This is a genomic window from Nocardia sp. NPDC004604, from assembly GCF_040609795.1.
Classification (GTDB): domain Bacteria; phylum Actinomycetota; class Actinomycetes; order Mycobacteriales; family Mycobacteriaceae; genus Nocardia.
On sequence record NZ_JBEXLC010000092.1, the window covers coordinates 15750 to 34842 of the forward strand.

The following is a 19093-nucleotide window of genomic DNA, read 5'->3' on the forward strand; positions in this document are numbered from 1 at the left end:
GGCTACATCCCGATCGTGAAAGTGGCCGGATCGGGACCGATCCGGGATCCGCTGTCCAGCGCGTTGATGGCGTCCATCTGTTCGCGGGTGAGTTCGAAGCCGAAGACATCGAAATTGGCGGTAATGCGCGACGGGGTGACCGACTTCGGGATGACGATGATGCCCAACTGCAGATGCCAGCGGATGATCACCTGGGCCGGAGTGCAGCCGACCTGGCTGGCAATGGCGACGATGGTCGGATCATCGAGCAGCGTGCCCTGACCGAGCGGACTCCACGCCTCGGTGGCAATGGCGTTCGTATCGTGGAAGGCGCGCAGCTCGCGCTGGGCCAGCCGGGGATGCAGTTCGATCTGATTGACCACCGGAATCTCACCGGTCTCGCCGATGAGTCGGTCGAGGTCGCCGACGGTGAAGTTCGAGACGCCGATCGAGCGGACCCGGCCGTGGGCCTTCAATGTCTGGAATGCCTTGAAGGTCCCGACATAGCGATCAGCCTGCGCCATCGGCCAGTGGATGAGGTAGAGATCGAGGTAGTCCAGACCGAGCCGGGCCATGCTGACGTCGAAGGCGCGCAGCGTGGAGTCGTAGCCCTGTTCGGAATTCCACAGTTTGGTGGTGACATAGATCTCATCGCGCGGCAGCCCGGATTCTCGGATGGCGCGACCGGTGCCCTCCTCATTGCCGTAGATCGCGGCAGTGTCGATGCTGCGATAGCCCGCCTCCAGTGCGGCGGTAACGACCGGGTAGACGTCATCGGGCGGAACTTGGAACACACCGAAGCCGAGCTGCGGGATCACGTTCCCGTCGTTCAGCACGATCGAAGGGATGGTGCAGGTCTCGCTTCTGAAGGTCACAGTCCGACCGTAGAAGTGCCGTGCCGAGTCGTCAACGAAAGCCCTCCGCGTGTTGACCACCGGTTTGCCGGCTGCCACGCGATTTGCGCCGGTTGTCGGAGTCGCTCAGGATTCGGGCAGACCGAGGCGGCGGTAGCGGGTATGCCGGGACGCGCGCAGTTCGTCCAGCGGTCGGGCGCGCAGACCGGCCAGCTCCTCGGCAATGGCGGCAACCATGCGTCGGGCGAAGTCGACCGGTTCGTCAGCGGCGTCGGGAAATTCGGGGACGATGCGATCGACCACACCGTCGGCGAGTAGATCGGCGGCCCGAATGCCCTGTGCCGCGGCCAACTCCGGGGCGTGGGCGGTATCGCGGTAGACGATCGCGCTGGCGCCCTCCGGCGGCAGCGGCGCGAGCCAGCCGTGGGTGGCGGCCAGCACGCGGTCGGCCGGGAGCAGGGCCAGTGCGCCGCCGCCGGTGCCCTGGCCGAGCAGGATCGAGATGGTCGGGGTGTCCAAGGTCACCAGATCCGCAATGCAGCGCGCGATTTCCGGTACGAGCCCGCGTTCCTCGGCCTCCTTCGACAGCGCCGCGCCGACCGTATCGATCACCAGCACCAGCGGTAGCCGCAACTCCTCAGCAATCGCCATACTGCGCCGTGCCTCCCGCAGCGCGGCCGGTCCCATGGTGTGTTCGCCCTGCTGCCCGGAGCGGTCGTGGCCGAAGACCACGCACGGCTGGCCGCGGAAACGGGCCAGCGCGTGCACGATCGTGCGATCGGATTCGCCCTGGCCGGTGCCGCTGAGCGGCACCCGTTGCGTCACATGGCGCAAAAGGTCACGAATACCGGGCCTGCCGGGACGGCGCGAGATCCGCACCGAATCCCAGGCCGGGACAACGTCATTCGCCTCCACATCGATCGAGTCCACACGATCCGGCGACGTACCGGTGCCGTGCACAGGTGCCGCCCAACCGAGTTCGGCCGCAACGGGATCCGGCACGCCGCTCAGAACGCTCAAGGCGCGGTGCGCGATCCGGCGGAATACCGGCACCGGCAGCACCCCATCGATCACACCGCTGTGGTACAGATTCTCCGCGACCTGCACGCCCTCCGGAAAATCCCGGCCGTACAACGCCTTATAGACGCGCGGGCCGAGAAACCCGATCAGCGCACCGGGTTCGGCGAAGGTGATATGCCCGAGCGAACCCCAGGACGCGAAGACGCCGCCCATGGTGGGATTGCGCAGATAGACCAGATACGGATGTCCGGCCGCCTTGTGCGCCGCGACCGCACCCGCGATCTTCACCATCTGCACGAAAGCGACTGTGCCCTCCTGCATTCGGGTGCCACCGGAGGTCGGCGACGCGACCAGCGGCAATCCGAGTTCGGTCGCGCGCTCGACCGCCACGACGATACGCTCCGCCGCGGCCACACCGATCGAACCCGCCAAAAAACCGAACTCGCAGGCGATTACGGCCACGCGACGGCCACGCAGCAGACCTTCACCGGTGAGCACAGACTCATCGGTCCCGGCCATCAGCGCGGCCTTACGCAGATCCTCGCGGTACCGCCGGGACGCGGCCACCGTCACCGGTGGCCGGTCCCAGCTGATATACGAGCCCGAATCGAGCAGTTGCCCGAACAGCTCCCGCGCGGAAATCCTCACCGAGCGAGCTTAGCCACTCGCTCCGCAGGGGCTCAGTAGCCTTGCATGACCTTGCGTAGGGCGTATTCGGTGAGCGAAACCAACGCCTGTTTGGCGGGCTCGCGACGGCGGGCGTCGATGGACAGGATCGGCACATCCGCAGGCACCGCGAGGGCCTGACGGATGTCCTCGATCGGATACCGCGGTGCGTCGTCGAATTCGTTGAGCGCAACCAGGAATGGCAGGCTGCGCGCCTCGAAGTAGTCGACTGCGGCGAAGCTGTCCTCGAGTCTGCGGGTGTCGACCAGCACCACCGCGCCGATGGCGCCGCGGATCAGGTCGTCCCACATAAACCAGAATCGGTACTGGCCCGGCGTACCGAACAGGTACAACACCAGATCGTCGGCGAGGCTGATCCGGCCGAAGTCCATCGCCACCGTGGTGGTCGACTTCATCGGAATGCCGGTCAGATTGTCGATTCCGGTGCTGGCATTGGTGACCAAAGCCTCGGTGCGCAGCGGAACGATCTCCGAAACTGCACCAACCAACGTGGTCTTGCCAACACCGAAGCCGCCTGCGACGACAATCTTCGCCGAAGTCGGCTTACTGGTACGGGTATCGACCTGCGCCGTCGAATCAAATACGCCGGAGTCCACTGAGAACCCTTTCGATCAGCTCGCGACGCTCATCGTCGCTGGAATCGTCTTTCAAAGTCGCCGACACTCGCACATGCCCGGCCTCGATGAGGTCGGCCACCAGCACGCGGGCCACCCCAATGGGGATACCCAAACGCGCTGCCACTTCGGCAACGGACGGCGATTCTCTGCACAACTCCACGATGGACGTCTCGATGTTGGTCAGTTCGAACTGCCGCTCCAAGGCGACCGGATGCGATGCGACGAGTGCCTCCAACGCCAACTCGACCGCGGGCCGGGTGCGACCCGCAGTCAAGGAGTACGGGCGAACGAGGCTGGGCTCGGCGCTCCCCATGCGGTGATCGTCTATGTCCATCCCACCATCAGGAACCCATCGTGACGCGTGGCGTGGCCTGCACCGTCTGACCCACACGTTCGACCAACAGGGCCATTTCGTAACCGACCTGGCCGATATCGCATGACGTATTCGTCAGCACCGCGAGATAGGAGCCGTCGCCGACTGCCATGAGTAGCAGGTAACCGTGCTCCATCTCGACCACCGACTGCAGCACGGTGCCGCCTTCGAATAGGTTCGAGACGCCCACCGAGAGGCTGGCAAGTCCGGCGGTGACAGCCGAGAGCTGTTCGGCGCGGTCCACCGGCAGCTGCGCGCTCGCCGCCATGAGTAGGCCGTCAGCCGAGACCAGGACGGCATGAGCTACGCCAGGAACCTCGTTGGCGAAGTTCGAAACCAGCCAATCCAGCTGACGATTCGTACCACCTAGATCGGGGTTCATCGGTCTCCTTTATCTCCGGTTAGGTTCATTGCCTTCATTGCGCGGCCATCCCGGACGCCCTGCTGGTGACGACTCAAGCTGGACCTGATCGTTTCTGGATCGCGACGCGGCGCGCGATCGGCGTTGCCGTTGACACCACCGGGGACCAGCCTCCCGCCCGGATTGCGTTGCGGCAACCCGGCAGCCGTCTTTGTTTCGGTCTGGGCCTCACTCGCGCGGCGAGCGGCCTGCCATCCTTCGTCACCCGGCGATTCGAAGGATGCCGCCACCTGGGACCGGTCGGCATTCGGATCCGAGAGCCACGCCGACATCATCTCGGCGAAGATCGGGGTGCCGCCCATTACCGAATCAGAATCGACCGCCGGCTGCAACCTGGTCTGGAAGAAAGACGCCGCCTTCTCCGGATCAGGCTTGAAGCTGTGCCGCCCTGGATCGCGCGGTGCGGTCGAGGTTCCGCTCTCGGAGACCGCGGGCACCTCACCGCTCGCCGCGGGCTGGGTCAGACCGCGATCGCGCCGTGGCAATGCGACACCCGGCGGGACTTCCTGACGCGGCAGTGCGGTCGCACCCGGCTCCCGCTGGGGCAGACCGGGGATACCCGGCTCCCGCTGCGGGAGAGCATCGCGAGACGGCAAGCCATCGCGGGACGGCAGGCTATCGCGCGACGGCAGGCCATCACGCTGGTGCAGACCGTTCGACGGCCGTTGCGGCAAGCCGTTCGGCGTCTCGCGCTGCGGCAGATTCGCCGCGGGCGACTGCCGCTGCGGCAGACCGCCCGACGCCGACTCACGCTGCGGCAGACCACCGAACGCCGACTCACGCTGCGGCAGACCGGTCGAACCCGCATCACGCTGCGGCAGACCACCACCCAAAGCCGACTCACGCAACGGCAGACCACCGGAAGCGGGGTCGCGCTGCGGCAGACCCGAGCCGGTATCCCGCTGCGGCAGACCGCTCAGACCCGAATCACGCTGGGGCAGACCATTCGCCCCGGCATCCCGCTGCGGCAGACCTCTGGCCCCGGCTTCGCGCTGCGGCAAGCCGTTCGGCGTCTCGCGCTGCGGCAGATTCGCCGCGGGCGACTGCCGCTGCGGCAGACCGGTCACACCCGGCTCACGCTGGGGCAGACCACCCGACGCCGACTCGCGCTGCGGCAGACCCGAACCGGCATCCCGCTGTGGCAAACCCGAGCCCGTGTCGCGCGCCGGCAGACCGGTCGCACCGGGCTCACGCTGCGGCAGACCGTTCGAACCCGACGAACGCTGTGGCAGACCGCCAGCACCCTCGCGCGGCGGCACACCATTGGTACCCGGCTGACGCTGCGGCAGACCACCACCGACCGGACCACCCTCGGGCTGCGGCACCCCGCTCGTGCCGGGCTGACGCTGTGGCAGACCACCACTACGCCCGCCCGTCTCCCGACCGCCACCACCCAACGAATCGCTGCGCGATGCCGTATCCAGATTCCGCGGCGGCAGGCCGCCACCGGAGATGGTCGGCTCGGCGCCGGGCCGGTTCGGCGGCGGACCGCCGGGAGTGACATTGCGCTTGGGCAGGCTGGCCGCGGCTAGCTTGCCGCGCTGCGGACCGCTCGGCGCCTGTCCCGACGCGGGGCGCAGGGACGCACCCGACTGCGCCGAATCCTGACGCAGTCCGGAAGATCCCGAGGCCATGGTCGAGCCGGGCGAACGCTGCGGCAGACCACCTGCGGCCGGAATCGGCCCACTCGTCGCGGATGGCGCCGGACTGCTGACCGGAATCGGGCCGCTCACACCGGGATCGACGGTAACCATGACATTGCCGCCCGGCGTCCTGGTGATCGCACGCGTCTGCATCGCCGCCGGAGTCGACGGCCGCTGCGGACCACCGGCGGCAACCTGCGGCGTCGCCGCCTGCGGCATCGCGGTGGTCTGTCCCTGCCCGAGCACAATGAGCTTCATCGGAACATGCACGGTAACCGTGACACCGGGATCCCGCGCGGTATCGAAGGTCGGACGCAGCCGCACAGTGAGTCCGTGCCGCTCGGCCAGTCGGCCGACCACGAAAAGACCCATGTGCCGGGCGGTATCCGGACCGGGTTCGGCGGTCTGCTCGAGCCGTCGGTTGATATCGGCCATCTCGGCGGGCGGCATACCGATGCCGCGGTCCGCGACCTCGATGAGCATGCCCTGGTCGTGTCCCTGCGCGAAGGTGAACTTCACGTCGGTCTCCGGCGGCGAGGCGCGCAGCGCGTTGTCCAGGAGTTCGGCGAACAGGTGCGCCATATCCGAGGCGGCGGGCTCGACCAGCGAACCACGCGGCGTGGCACCGAGCTTCACCCGTTCGTAGTCCTCGACCTCGGAGATCGCCGCACGCAGCACGTCCGCGATCTCGACCGGCGCGGACTTGCTGCGCCGCTGCCTGGTGCCCGCGAGAATCAGCAGGTTGTCGCCGTTCCGGCGCATACGAGCCGCGAGATGGTCCAGCCGGAACAGGTTTTCCAGCAGGCGGGGGTCCTTCTCGTCGTACTCCATCGCCTCGATCAAGCTGAGCTGGTGGTCGACGAGCGACTTGGAGCGCCGGGCCAGGGTTTCGAACATGTCATTGACCTGGGCACGCATCTGGGCCTGGTCACTGGCCAAACGCAGGGCCTGGCCGTGGATGTCGTCGACGGCCCTGGCCAGCTGACCGATCTCCTCGGCGCTGCGGATCGGCATCGGTTCCAGCGGCACGTCCTCCGGGGACGCGCCGTTGCGCAGCTGGGCGACCTCGTGCGGCAGATCGCTCTCGGCGACGCGCAGCGCCGCGAGGCGCAGCCGGTGTAGTGGCACGATCATCGAGCGCGCGACGAAGACCGCGAGCAACAGCGCGGCGAGAATGGTCGCGATGACGACCGCGGTGTAGGTCCACGCATCGGTATTGGCCGTGGACACCAGCGCACTCATCGCCGTATCGATGTCCTTGGTCGACTTGTTGACCACGCGCTCGTAGACATCGAGGCTGCCGGTCAGCGAGTTCTTCAGATCACCGACCGGGATCTTGCCGGACTGTGCCTCCGGGCTGGTCAGCAGCGAGATCCGGTTATCGATACCGGCGCGCAGGTCGGCGATCGAGGAGTCGGCGTCCGGGAAGCGGTGGGCGAGCACGTTGAGCATCGCCCGCTCGGTATTGGCCGCGGTGATCGCGCCCTGCACGCCCGCCGCCGAACCGCGCAGCACCTCGGGGAATGCGGCGACCTCACCGACCAGCGCGGCGCGGGTGTTCAGCGAGTCGACCAGCCGCAGCTTCGCCTGTTCGATGGCTTGGTCGCTGACCTGGCCGACCGTCGACTCGACGATGCGCACACTGTCGTTGCGGACCTTGTCGATCATGCCGATGATTTCGGCCGGTGTCTGCGTCGTGACGTTCTTGCCCTGGGCGCGCACGGCCTTGGCCTGGGTGATCATGCTGTCCAGCGATGCGCGAGCACCCGCGACACCGTCGACTTTGCCGACCGACTGCTCGGCATCGGCGATGACCTTGTCGAGGTCCGCGAGGTTCTTATCGGACACGATCGACACGTTCGGCATGATCGAAATCATCTGCGAACCCGCCGTCGTCGCCGTCTGCGCACTCAGCGCGGTGACGGCCGGAATCGCCTCGATGTTCCCAGCGGCGGCGTCCAGTCGGTTCGCGTCGGCGAACTCGGTGGTAATCCTGGACACGCCGAGCCCAACTGCGACTGCCAGCGGAACGGCCAAGACCGCCGTAACCTTCCAGCGCAGGTCCCAGTTGCCGAGCGCCCAGCGTTTGCTGCCGGACCTTGCGGCGTCACGCATCTCCCACTCACTTTCCAAACTGGCCCCAACCACGTGCCATCAGCGAACCTAGACAATCGCATGCTGGCTCGACAGGCAGAGCTGGCCGAGGAACTGCGGCTGGCCGAGAAATTGCGTCTACGACGGCCCAAATAAGTGACATCAGATTCTAACGGATCAATAACAGCTTGGGTGACGTTGAGTATGGTTACGGGCCTTGACCTGCCGATAATTGGCAAAACCAAAGGTCGCGGCACCCACCCGGGCGTCGCGTGAAGTCTGCCACAATCGTGCTGATCTATCGAGGCGGGCATCGAGCGAGGCTAGGGAGCACGGTTTTGAGCACTGCATCGCGCAGCGATTCCACGGGGGGTGGTGGTCGGGAGACGGGTGGGCGCACTGCATCGCGCAGCGATTCCACGGGAGGTGGTGGTCGGGAGACAGGGCGGAATGAGTACCGGCCGATGTATCAGACCTCCCTGGTCGATCCCGCCGAGTTCTGGGCCGAGGCGGCGGAGGCGATCGACTGGGAGGTCCCGCCAACCCAGATCGTCGACACCACGGCTCGCGCGATGGCCAGATGGTTTCCGGACGCTCGCCTGAATACCTCCTTCAACGCCCTCGACCGGCATGTGCACGGTGGTGCCGCGCCGAACGAAGTGAGCCGGGCCGATCAGCCCGCACTAATATACGACTCCGCTATGACCGGCACCAGTGGTGTTTTCACCTACGCCGAACTGCTCGCGGCGGTTGCCGAATTCGCCGGTGCGATGGTCCGTTTGGGCGTCTCGGCGGGTGACCGCGTCGTCATCTACCTGCCCATGATCCCCGAGGCCGTGATCGCCATGTTGGCCTGCGCCCGCATCGGCGCGGTGCATTCGGTGGTCTTCGGCGGCTTCGCCGCACCCGAACTCGCCGCCCGCATCGACGATGCCGAGCCTGTGCTCATCGTCACTGCCTCGGGCGGCTTGGAGCCGGGCCGGGCGGTCGACTATCCGCCGATCGTGCTGCAGGCGCTCGATCTCGCCGAGACCAGCGCGCCGCGCCACGTGATCGTGAAACAGCGCCCGCAGTTCCCGACTATCCACTTCCCCGCCCCACAGCCGGCCACCGAATCACTGCCGAGTTCTGCCCAGACCGTCGCGGCGCAATGGCTGGATTGGGACGACGCTGTCCGAGATGCGCCACCCGCCGATCCGGTGCCGGTCGCCGCGACCGATCCGCTCTACATCCTCTACACCTCGGGCACCACCGGGAAGCCGAAGGGCGTGGTCCGCGACAACGGCGGACATGCGGTCGCGCTGGCCTGGTCCATGCGCAATATCTATGACGTCGGTCCCGGCCAGGTGATGTGGGCGGCCTCCGATGTGGGCTGGGTGGTCGGCCACTCCTACATCGTCTATGCGCCGCTGCTGGTCGGCGCGACAACGCTGCTCTACGAAGGCAAGCCGGTCGGCACTCCGGACGCGGGTGCGTACTGGCGGGTGGTCGCAGAGCACAACGTCCGGGTGCTGTTCACCGCGCCGACCGCGCTGCGCGCCATCCGCAAGACCGATCCCGATGCCGAGCTGGCGCACAGCTACGACCTGTCCGGCCTGCGCGCGCTGTTCTGCGCCGGGGAGCGCCTCGATCCGGCCACCTACGAGTGGGCCAGCGAAGTATTGCTCGCCGACCGGACGGACTGCCCGGTGGTCGACCACTGGTGGCAGACCGAGACCGGCTGGCCGATCTGCGCGAATCTGCTCGGCCTGCAGCAGCTTCCGATCAAGGCGGGTTCGGCGTCGGTGCCGGTCCCCGGCTACCGGCTGCGGGTGCTCGATGCCGAGGGCAATCCGGTCGCGCCGGGTACCGAGGGCAATATCGTCATCGGGCTACCACTACCGCCCGGCACGCTGACCGGGCTATGGCGCGACGAAGAGCGCTTCCAGCGTTCCTATATGTCGGCATTTCCCGGCCACTACCTCACCGGCGACTCCGGATACTTCGATGAGGACGGCTACCTCTACGTACTCGGTCGCAGCGACGACGTGATCAATATGGCCGGGCACCGACTCTCCGCTGGCAGCATCGAGGCCGCCATCGCCGGACATGCCGCGGTCGCCGAATGCGCGGTGATCGGGCTGCCCGATGAACTCAAGGGCCAGCGGCCGATCGCATACGTGGTGCTCAAATCCGGCGTCGAAATCGATCCGGAGCGCCTCCGCGAGGAACTGGTCGCCCGGGTGCGCGAGCAGGTCGGCGCGATCGCCACCCTGCACGACGCCGTCATCGTCTCCGCACTGCCCAAGACCAGATCGGGCAAGATCCTGCGCAAGACCCTCCGCCAGATCACCGCGGGCGATACCTACGAGGTGCCGTCAACCATCGAAGATCCCTCGGTGCTGGCCGCACTGGAAGTGCAGATCCGGGCCAGCCGTCTGCAGGAGTCGGGACCCGAAGCCGTCGCCCCGAACGGCGATCCCATTGTGCCGTCATAACTTTGCGGCAAGGCGGCGTTACACCCCTTAGGGAATCCTCAGGGATAGCTCACACCTGTGCCAGCGCTGGGCAATAGCGTCTGAGGCGCTGGACCACAGCACTGATCGAAGACGTAGACCCGTAGATCTGGAGGCACAGATGAAACTCTTCCGCAGTCGCCCGGCCGTCGCCGCGCTCGCCGCAGGCGCAACGGCCAGTGTGGCCGTGTTGCTCTCCCCGGCCATCGCAGCCGCGGATCCGATGACACTGGCCGGGCCGCTGCTGAGTTCCGACTGCACCTTCGCGCAGGTCGATGCGGCGCTGCACGCCAAAGCACCGCAACTGGCGGCGATGCTCGACGCCAATCCGACCCAGAAGGCCGAACTGCAGCGCAAGTTCGACCAACCGGTCGAGCAGCGCCGCGCTGAACTCCAGGCAATGATCAACGAGAACCCGGACGCCGCGAAGGATGCGGAGAACGATCCGCGCGCCAACAGTCTGGCGACAACCATCCGCACGGTGGCCGAGACCTGCCACAACTACTGACGGCCGTCCGACACGCCGAGCTGACTCCCCGGATACCGACCGGCCGACCGGTCCAGCAAGCACATGGGTAACTCGCCGGGTACGCCCGACAATGCCGAGGCACCCGCTGCGGGACCTGCCCCAAAACATGGGAACACCTGCTGGTATGGCCGGAATATCCGGGGAGCTGGGGGAGCAGAATGAACGATGTGACCATCGAACGCAGCGCAAACCCGACCGTCCTTGTCGTCGACGATGACGAGGACGTACTCGCATCGGTCGAGCGCGGGCTGCGCCTGTCCGGCTTCCAGGTTCGGGTCGCCAGGGACGGCGCGGAGGCGCTGCGCAGTGTGACCGAGCAGGCGCCGGACGCGGTCGTGCTCGATATGAATATGCCGGTGCTCGACGGCGCGGGCGTGGTGACGGCATTGCGCGCACTCGGCAATGACGTCCCGATCTGCGTGCTCAGCGCCCGCGCCTCCGTCGACGACCGGATCTCCGGACTGGAATCCGGTGCCGACGACTATCTGACCAAGCCGTTCGTTCTGGCCGAATTGGTAGCGCGGATAAAGGCTTTGCTGCGCCGCCGCTCGGATGCCCCGGCCTCGGCCACCCCCGGCGCGATCGCGGTCGGACCGCTCGAGGTCGATGTAGCCGGATACCGCGCACTGCTGAACGGGCGCGAAATCGAGCTCACCAAGCGCGAATTCGAACTGCTGTCCACCCTGGCGCGCAATGCGGGCGTGGTGCTGAGCCGCGAGCGGCTGCTGGAATTGGTGTGGGGCTACGACTTCGCCGCCGATACCAACGTCGTCGATGTCTTCGTCGGATATCTGCGGCGCAAGCTGGAGGTGGAGCGCACGCCCCGGCTCCTGCACACCGTCCGCGGCGTCGGGTTCGTGCTGCGAGCGCCCAAGTGAGTGCGCCATGACACCGGCGCCCCAGCTGACCTCCGGCCCAGCGACTCCCGCAAAACGGCGGCGGCGCACATTCTCGCTGCGTACCCGGGTGGCCGGAGCGGCCGCCGTCGGGGCGATCATCATTGTCACGATCATCGGTGTGCTCTCCTCACAGGCCATCGAGCGCAATAATCTGGCCCAGACCGATCAGCAGCTGACCATCGCTTCGCGGCTGGTGCTGATCGATTCGGTGCTTGCCGTCGGTGTGCTCGGTCTGGTCGGTCCGACCTATGACATGGCGGTGACGGTCCGCGATAACAACACGATCGTGGCGAGCACACCAATTCGCCTGCCCGAACAGCCGATCGGATCGCATTCGGTCACCGTGAACGGCACACCGTTCCGCGTGCTCACCACCACCGAGAACCAGCCAGCGGGACGGGTTGTCTCGCTGGGCATTCCGGCCACCGACGCGGCACGGGCAACTGCCGAGCAACAACGCTGGGTGCTGGCCGGAGCCGGATTGGCGATCGCCACCGCGGCCGCACTCGGCTGGCTGCTCGCGGGCCGTGCGGTGCGCCCGATCGTCGATCTGACCCGACAGGTCGGCGCGCGCAGCGGATATCGCGATCCGGACAATCCACAGGCACCGGTCGACGGATCCGGAGTCAAGGAGGCGGAGAAGCTCGCTGAGGCGGTGAACACCCTACTACAGCGGGTGGATCAGGCGCAGAGCGAAACCGCCGCCGCACTGGAAACCGCAAGGGATTTCGCGGCCGTATCCGCACATGAACTGCGCACACCCCTCACCGCGATGCGCACCGATCTCGAGGTGCTGCGCACCCTCGATCTGGACGAGGCGCAGCGCGCCGAAATCCTCGCCGACGTGCAGCGCAGCCAGGGCCGCGTCGAAACCACCTTGGCCGCACTGGAACGTCTGGCGTCCGGCGATCTGACGCATGAGCGCGATCATGTAGCAACCGACGTCGGCGATCTGTGCGATCAAGCCGCGCACGATGCCATGCGACACTTCCCGGGACTGAGCGTACGCATCGATACCGATGCCGAACTGATCACCCGCGGCCTGCCCGCCGGACTGCGGCTGGCGGTGGACAATGCCCTGGCCAACTCGGTCAAACACGGCAGTGCCACCGAGGCAGTGGTCTCCGCGCACCGAATCCCCAATGGCCACATACTGATCACCGTCGACGACAATGGCCGCGGCATTCCCGTCGAGGAGCGCACCGCCGTCTTCGAACGATTCTTCCGCGGCAGTCAGGCCAGTAAGGGCGGATCCGGACTCGGCCTCGCGCTCGTCGCCCAGCAGGCCCAATTACACGGCGGCCGCTCCTATTTCGACGACAGCCCACTCGGCGGCGCACGTTTGGTGCTCGATCTGCCGGAACGCAGTACCGAGGCCTGACCGAGCCGAAAACGCGAACCGGCCCGGGATGCGGCCGACGACAATTGCCGCCGTTGCGCTGCCCGGGCCGGTTCGCCGAGTAAGAAGTCCTACTTCGGCGGCGCGGTGACCTTGACCGGCTTACCCCACGCCGACAGCGTCACCTTGATGGTGCCCGGATCCCGCTTGACCACTGCCTGAACCAGATTCGGGCCGGTGCCGGGCGAGGCGGCCTGCGACGGCAGCGCCGATGACGAACCCGACGGCGGCGCGACATCCGCGATCCACAGGGTGATCGGGAACGTACCGGCCGGGTCACCCGACTTGGGCACGATGGGATCGATCACCGAGGAGTCGATGGTGCCGGACACCTTCACGGTGTCGGTGCCATCGAGCTTTTCGCGACCCTCCACCTTAGGGTTCTTCACCTGGGCGATGAGGTTGGCCAGACCCTTGTCCCTGTCCAGGATTACGCCCGGGTCGTAGATCTGTTCGGCCGAACCCACTTTGGCGTAGGCGGAGGAACCACCGGTCTGCGCGTACATCACCTTGTCAACGACCAGGAACTTGGCCTGGATGAAGTCGGCCTCGGGCTTGGTCCGCACCTTCGCCTCACCGATCGCCTGACCGGCGCCCTGCGGCTGGTTGGTCACATCCGCCGAAACGGTCTCGACCGGGAGGTTGGTGAGGTTGTCCACCTTCAGATTCAGGTGCACGGCCTGCAGAGTCTGGGTGGTTCTGGCGGACTCCTGCACGATCTGCGCCGCATCGGGCAGTTGGCCCGAAGGCGGTGCAGACGAAGTGGTGGACTTCGAGTCGGAGCTGGAGCTGCAACCCGTCACCAGTGCCGCGAACATCGACGCCGCGACCACGGCGGGCACGAGTCCCGGTCGGCGAAGCCGGATTCGGTGCGAGGTGCGTGCTCGCGCTGTCAGATCACTCAATGTTCTGCCCCCAGAAGAGTGCGAGGTCGATACGACCGGTTGGTATGACGGAGACAGCTGGTGCTGCCGCCCGATGTAGTGCAGCATTTCGCCCGCCAGATTAGCCTGTCCCGCAGGCCAACTCGACCCCGTTCGCAGGCGAAGTCGAGGCGAGCCGCACACACTTCGGGTGACGACGTTACCCTTGGTGCGGTCTTCTCGCAGAGATCGGGGGGAATCCGACGCGAAAGTAACCGGGTTAAGGGATTGTTTGGTGAGATGTAAGGCACTGGAAGCACGATGCTGTCATGAACGTTCAGGCAGTGCGTGCGACTTTGGCGGGACATCCGGTTCACCGGATGACGCGACCCCGCGCCTGTCCGCGATACACGCCATAACCCCGGGGCCGACAACGGCCACCGAACCGCGGATCAGACACGGAGGAATGCGATGACGAACAGCCGACCAGAAGCGGAGGAGCGGGACTTCCGTAGACCGCCCGGGCCGCCTCCTGGTGGCCCGCAGATCTCAAATGTGTGGGTATACAACGGAAAAGCCTACGATCTGAGCGACTGGATCTCCAAGCATCCCGGCGGCGAGTTCTTCATCGGGCGAACGAAAAATCGCGACATCACCTCGATCATCGGGTCCTACCATCGCGATCCGGAACGCATCGGACGAATGCTCGAGCGATATGCGCTCGGCCGCGACGCATTGCCCGAGGACATCCATCCGAAGAACAACGCACCGGATTTCTTGTTCAAAGAAGGCTTCGACAGCTGGCAGGACACCCCGAAGTACCGATTCGACAATAAGGATGATCTGCTCCACCAGGTGAAGGCGCGGTTGAAAGAACCGCAGCTGGCCGCGCGCCTGCGGCGCATGGACACGATCTTCAACATCGTGGTCGCGGTGCTGGCCGTCGCGTACTTCGCGGTCCAGGGGTTGCGCCTGTTCGAGCGCAGTTGGATGCCGTTGCCGGTCTTCGTGATCGCGATGGTGCTGCTGCGCAGTTCGCTGGCCGGATTCGGCCACTACGCGATCCACCGGGCGCAAAAGGGCCTCAACAAGATCTACACGAACACCTTCGATTTCAATTACGTGGCACTGGCTTTCGTCACGGCGGACGGCCACGCACTGCTGCACCACCCGCACACCCAGAGTGAAGTCGATATCAAGAAGAACGTCTTCACCATGATGATGCGGGTGCCGCGGCTATACCGTGTGCCAATTCACACCCTGCACAAATTCGGTCACACAGTGACCGGCATGACGATTCGACTGCTCGATGTCTGCCGACTCACCCGAAAAGTCGGCATCAAGGACATGTACGGAACGTGGGGCGGAGCACTGCCACACTTCATCGGATCGTTCGGGGTGCGCGCGCTACTGCTCGGCGAGTTGGTGGTATTCACCCTCGCGGGCGATTTCTGGGCCTGGGCACTGCAATTCGTGGTGACGCTGTGGATCAGCACCTTCCTGGTTGTCGCGAGTCATGATTTCGAAGTGGAGACCGAGGAACTCCCCGCACCCGATACCGAGGACTGGGCCGTCAACCAAGTGGAGCAGGCCTACGACCTCGAGGTGATCGGAAACCGTTATATCGACTGTTTTCTCGCGGCGGGTCTGAGTTCACACCGCGTACATCACGTGCTGCCGTTCCAGCGCAGCGGATTCGCCAATATCGCCACCGAGGACGTATTGCGCGAGGAGGCGGCGAAATTCGGGGTCGAATGGCTGCCTGCCAAGAACTTCTTCACCGATCGGTTCCCGAAGCTCTGCCGCACCTACCTGCTGTCGCCCTCACGCGAGGCCGAGGAACGGAACTGGGGCTTCATCCGCGAGCACTTCGCGCCGGGAGCACTGAAGACATGCGCGGTCTACACAGCACAGGGGTTCACCGGAATCGGCACGGTCTGAACCGATTCCGCTGACCGATCGACCGATCGAGCCGCCCCCCGACGGCGGCGCCGATCACCATTTTCACAAGAACGGGGAGAATTTCGTGTCTATCAGCATCGATGAGGGAACTTCGGCGGCTCGCCAGGGGAACGAGCACGGCCACAACCTCGCCGAATACGGGCTGCCACCGGCGCCGCCGACCACGGTCGGCGTGATCGAGAGCATTGCGACCGGAGCGCCGAGTCGGCATGTCGCTCAGGACGATGCCGCCGACCGGGTCGCCGAGCTGTTCACCGATCCGCAGCAGCGGGCGCGGATCTCGCGGATCTACCAGAAGACCAAGATCGACACCCGGCGCATGGTCGTCGATCCGCTCGATCCCGAATTCCTGCCGTTCAGTAGGGATCCTGGCACGATCCGTGACCGGATGAACCTGTACTACCGGCACGCGGTGCCGCTGGCCGTCGATGTCGCCGGGCGCGCACTCGCCGGAATCGAGGACGCGGCGGCGGAAATCGGATTGCTCGTCTTCGTGACCAGCACCGGTTTCATCGCCCCCGGCGTCGACGTGGCCGTGGTGAAGCAGCTCGGGCTATCGCCGTCGGTGGGTCGGGTCGTGGTGAGCTTCATGGGGTGCGCCGCCGCGATGAACGGCATTCGCACTGCCGTGGATTATGTTCGGGCGCATCCGGATAAGAAGGCCATGGTGGTGTGCCTCGAGCTCAGCTCGGTGAATGCGGTCTTCGACGACAATGTCAACGATGTGATCATCCACAGCCTGTTCGGGGACGGGTGCGGGGCGGTCGTCATCGGCGCGGGTCGGGTCCAGCAGCCGCTGGCCCCCGGCAAGGTGGTGATCCGGGACAGCTTCAGCCAACTGTTCGACGGCGCAGAGGACGGCATCGTGCTCGGCGTCAATCACAATGGCATCACCTGCGAGTTGTCGGAGAATCTGCCCCGGTACATCTATTCCGGGGTCGATCCCGTGGTCACCGATGTCCTGCGCCGCAATGGTCTGCAGAAGTCCGATATCGATCTGTGGGCGATCCATCCGGGTGGACCCAAGATCATCGAGGAGTCCGTGCATTCGCTGGGAATCGCACCGGAGCGGGCGGCGCTGAGCTGGGATGTGCTGGCGAAGTTCGGCAATATGCTGAGCGTGTCGCTGATCTTCGTGCTGGAACAAATGATTCAGCAGGAGGCGGCGAAGCCGATCTCGACCGGTGTGGCGTTCTCCTTCGCCCCGGGGGTCACCCTCGAAGGCATGATCTTCGACATCATTCGCCGGTAGCGCACCGGCATCAGGAGCGCAGCAACCATGCAACTCATCCGATTCCTCATCTCGATCTCCTGGATGCGGATCGCATCCGTCATTGCCGCCGGCCTCATCTGCGGTGCGGCCAATACCTATCTGGTGACACTTATCCGGGGTGTCGTGTCACCGGAACCGCATCCGAATGTCAACCTGCAGAACTTCGCCCTGACCGGCCTGGTCATTCTGGTCAGTGGCGTCGCATCGCAGGTGCTGCTGATCCGCCTGGCCCAGGATGCGATCTACCGGCTGCGCGCGGATCTGAGTTCGGGGATCGTCGCGGCTCCGCTCGAGCATTTGGAACGCCTCGGCATGCATCGCTTGATGGCGACGCTCACCGAGGATGTGCGCTCGCTGTCGCAGGCGGTGACCGCCATCCCGAGCATCTGCATCGATGTGGCCACCATCATCGGCTGCTTCGTCTTCCTCCTGGTGGTCTCGGGTCCGCTCTTCGCGGTCACGGTGGCGGGCACGCTGCTCGGGATCGCCTGTGTAGAGCTGATTCTCGGGCGGGTGCGCAAGATCTACCGCGAGGCGCGCGAGAACGAAGACGCGCTGCTGCGGTCGTACCAGGCCGTGACGCTCGGCATCAAAGAGTTGAAGCTGCATCGAGGGCGGCGCCGGGACTTCATGGATCGGCATCTGCTCGGTTCGGCCGCGACACTGCGCGCGCAGAACGTGGCTGCCGGATCCAAATTCTCAGTGGCACAGGGATTCGGGCAGGCGCTGCAACTGGGCACCATGGCGCTGATTCTGTTCGTGCTGGTGGCGCCGCTGGATCTGTCACGCGATGTCATGGTCGGCTACGTCCTGGTGACGACCTTCCTGGCGATGCCGATGCAGAACTTCATGCACCGCATCCCGGACCTGCTGCGCGGTGATGTGGCGCTGGCGAAGATCCGGGCCATGAACCTGTCCATGCGGACCATGCACAACGAGGAACAGCTGCCGTTCACGGAACGTTCCGTCGTCGATGAGGCACGGCTGGTGCTGACGAATGTGAGCTACAGCTATCGGATGGAGCCGCCGCCGTTTCCGCCCGGTCCGGGTGCGCCGCCGCCTGGTCCCGGCGCACCCGGCCGTGGCGCGCATCCGCCCGGCCGTGGTCCACGCCCCGGCGGGCCGCGACCGGACGTCAACGGCCACCGGTTCGTCGACCACAGCGGGCACGACAATCGGCCGGCACCACTCGGGCCGCCGCCGGAAACGGGCAACGGCGAGTCCGGATTCCGGCTCGGCCCGCTCGACCTGGTCTTCGAACCCGGGCAGATCACCTTCATCGTCGGTGGTAACGGCAGCGGCAAATCCACGCTGGCCAAGCTGATCACGGGCCTCTACGTGCCGCAGTCGGGGACGCTGTCGCTCAATGGCGAGCCGATCGACCACGAGAACATCGAGTGGTTCCGGCAGAACTCCTCGGCGATCTTCACCGACTTCCACCTGTTCGAGGAGTACCTCGGCTTCGATCGGCCGGGACTCGACAGTGAAGTGCGCCGCTATCTCGAGGAATTGCAGATCGCGCACAAGGTGACCGTGCAGGACGGGCGGTTGTCCACCATCGATCTGTCCCAAGGCCAACGCAAACGGCTCGCGCTGTTGACCGCCCTGCTCGAGGACCGGCAGCTTTATGTCTTCGACGAATGGGCCGCCGATCAGGAGCCCAAGTTCCGCGACGTCTTCTATCGGGAGATCCTCGTCGACCTCAAAAAACGCGGGAAGACCGTCATCGTGATCACCCACGACGACCGGTACTTCGATTGCGCCGACCAGTTGGTCAAGCTCGATTTCGGCCGAATGGTCGATGCGAAACCGGTCGAGGAGCACACCGGCCTCGAGCTTTCGTGACCCGAATTCTCCTGCTGCCCTTACCGAACTCTCAGAGTTCGGCCAACGTTGAGGCCATTGCAGACCTCTAGGGTCTGCAGTTGTGACTGAGCGTAGCGAAGTCGTCGATCAGCGCGGGTACGGATCACTGTGGGCCCGGG

14 protein-coding genes are annotated in these 19093 nt (G+C 65.7%); 7 read left to right on the plus strand and 7 right to left on the minus strand.

Going from position 1 to position 19093, the window contains the following annotated elements; genetic code table 11:
- Positions 1-2: 2 nt before the first annotated feature.
- The 6 genes from ABZW16_RS28655 to ABZW16_RS28680 all read right to left on the minus strand — a co-directional run bounded on the left by ABZW16_RS28655 (position 3) and on the right by ABZW16_RS28680 (position 7709).
- Complete coding sequence (locus ABZW16_RS28655) at positions 3-854, minus strand: aldo/keto reductase (RefSeq protein ID WP_354959182.1); 852 nt, start codon at positions 852-854, stop codon at positions 3-5.
- A gap of 105 nt (positions 855-959) precedes the next feature.
- Positions 960-2501 (minus strand): carboxyl transferase domain-containing protein, encoded by a 1542-nt coding sequence (locus tag ABZW16_RS28660; protein ID WP_354959183.1) that lies wholly within the window; start codon positions 2499-2501, stop codon positions 960-962.
- Between the two features lie 32 nt (positions 2502-2533).
- The gene (locus ABZW16_RS28665) at positions 2534-3136 is read right to left on the minus strand and encodes an ATP/GTP-binding protein (RefSeq protein WP_330252084.1); all 603 of its coding nucleotides are present in this window, start codon (positions 3134-3136) and stop codon (positions 2534-2536) included.
- Positions 3117-3491, minus strand: a complete 375-nt coding sequence (locus ABZW16_RS28670) for a DUF742 domain-containing protein (protein ID WP_040686485.1) — start codon at positions 3489-3491, stop codon at positions 3117-3119. The genes ABZW16_RS28665 and ABZW16_RS28670 overlap by 20 nt, the downstream gene beginning before the upstream one ends.
- A 7-nt stretch (positions 3492-3498) precedes the next feature.
- Positions 3499-3912, minus strand: coding sequence for a roadblock/LC7 domain-containing protein (locus ABZW16_RS28675; RefSeq protein ID WP_011207200.1), 414 nt, complete (start codon positions 3910-3912; stop codon positions 3499-3501).
- On the minus strand, positions 3909-7709 hold the full coding sequence (locus ABZW16_RS28680) for an ATP-binding protein (RefSeq protein WP_354959184.1): 3801 nt from the start codon (positions 7707-7709) through the stop codon (positions 3909-3911). Before ABZW16_RS28680 ends, ABZW16_RS28675 begins: the two co-directional genes overlap by 4 nt.
- A 443-nt stretch (positions 7710-8152) precedes the next feature.
- Here ABZW16_RS28680 and ABZW16_RS28685 point away from each other — a divergent pair, with 443 nt between their 5' ends.
- The 4 genes from ABZW16_RS28685 (at position 8153) to ABZW16_RS28700 (ending at position 12992) form a co-directional block, all read left to right on the plus strand.
- A complete protein-coding gene (locus ABZW16_RS28685) occupies positions 8153-10165 on the plus strand; it encodes an AMP-binding protein (RefSeq protein ID WP_354959185.1) in 2013 nt (670 codons plus the stop codon).
- A gap of 139 nt (positions 10166-10304) precedes the next feature.
- Complete coding sequence (locus ABZW16_RS28690; protein ID WP_354959186.1) at positions 10305-10691, plus strand: hemophore-related protein; 387 nt, start codon at positions 10305-10307, stop codon at positions 10689-10691.
- A 179-nt stretch (positions 10692-10870) separates the two neighbouring features.
- Positions 10871-11590: a response regulator transcription factor gene (locus tag ABZW16_RS28695; protein ID WP_354959187.1), complete on the plus strand. Its 720-nt coding sequence runs from the start codon at positions 10871-10873 to the stop codon at positions 11588-11590.
- A gap of 7 nt (positions 11591-11597) precedes the next feature.
- A complete protein-coding gene (locus ABZW16_RS28700; protein ID WP_354959188.1) occupies positions 11598-12992 on the plus strand; it encodes a HAMP domain-containing sensor histidine kinase in 1395 nt (464 codons plus the stop codon).
- Between the two features lie 89 nt (positions 12993-13081).
- Here the strand turns inward: ABZW16_RS28700 and ABZW16_RS28705 are convergent, their stop codons facing one another.
- Entirely contained in the window at positions 13082-13915 is an 834-nt protein-coding gene (locus tag ABZW16_RS28705) for an LppX_LprAFG lipoprotein (RefSeq protein WP_354959189.1), read from the minus strand.
- Between the two features lie 429 nt (positions 13916-14344).
- Here ABZW16_RS28705 and ABZW16_RS28710 point away from each other — a divergent pair, with 429 nt between their 5' ends.
- The 3 genes from ABZW16_RS28710 to ABZW16_RS28720 all read left to right on the plus strand — a co-directional run bounded on the left by ABZW16_RS28710 (position 14345) and on the right by ABZW16_RS28720 (position 18953).
- Positions 14345-15814: a cytochrome b5 domain-containing protein gene (locus ABZW16_RS28710; protein WP_354959190.1), complete on the plus strand. Its 1470-nt coding sequence runs from the start codon at positions 14345-14347 to the stop codon at positions 15812-15814.
- Positions 15815-15905: 91 nt separating this feature from the next.
- A complete protein-coding gene (locus tag ABZW16_RS28715) occupies positions 15906-17087 on the plus strand; it encodes a 3-oxoacyl-[acyl-carrier-protein] synthase III C-terminal domain-containing protein (protein WP_354959192.1) in 1182 nt (393 codons plus the stop codon).
- 27 nt (positions 17088-17114) lie between these two features.
- Positions 17115-18953 (plus strand): ATP-binding cassette domain-containing protein, encoded by a 1839-nt coding sequence (locus tag ABZW16_RS28720; protein ID WP_354959191.1) that lies wholly within the window; start codon positions 17115-17117, stop codon positions 18951-18953.
- Positions 18954-19093 lie beyond the last annotated feature (140 nt).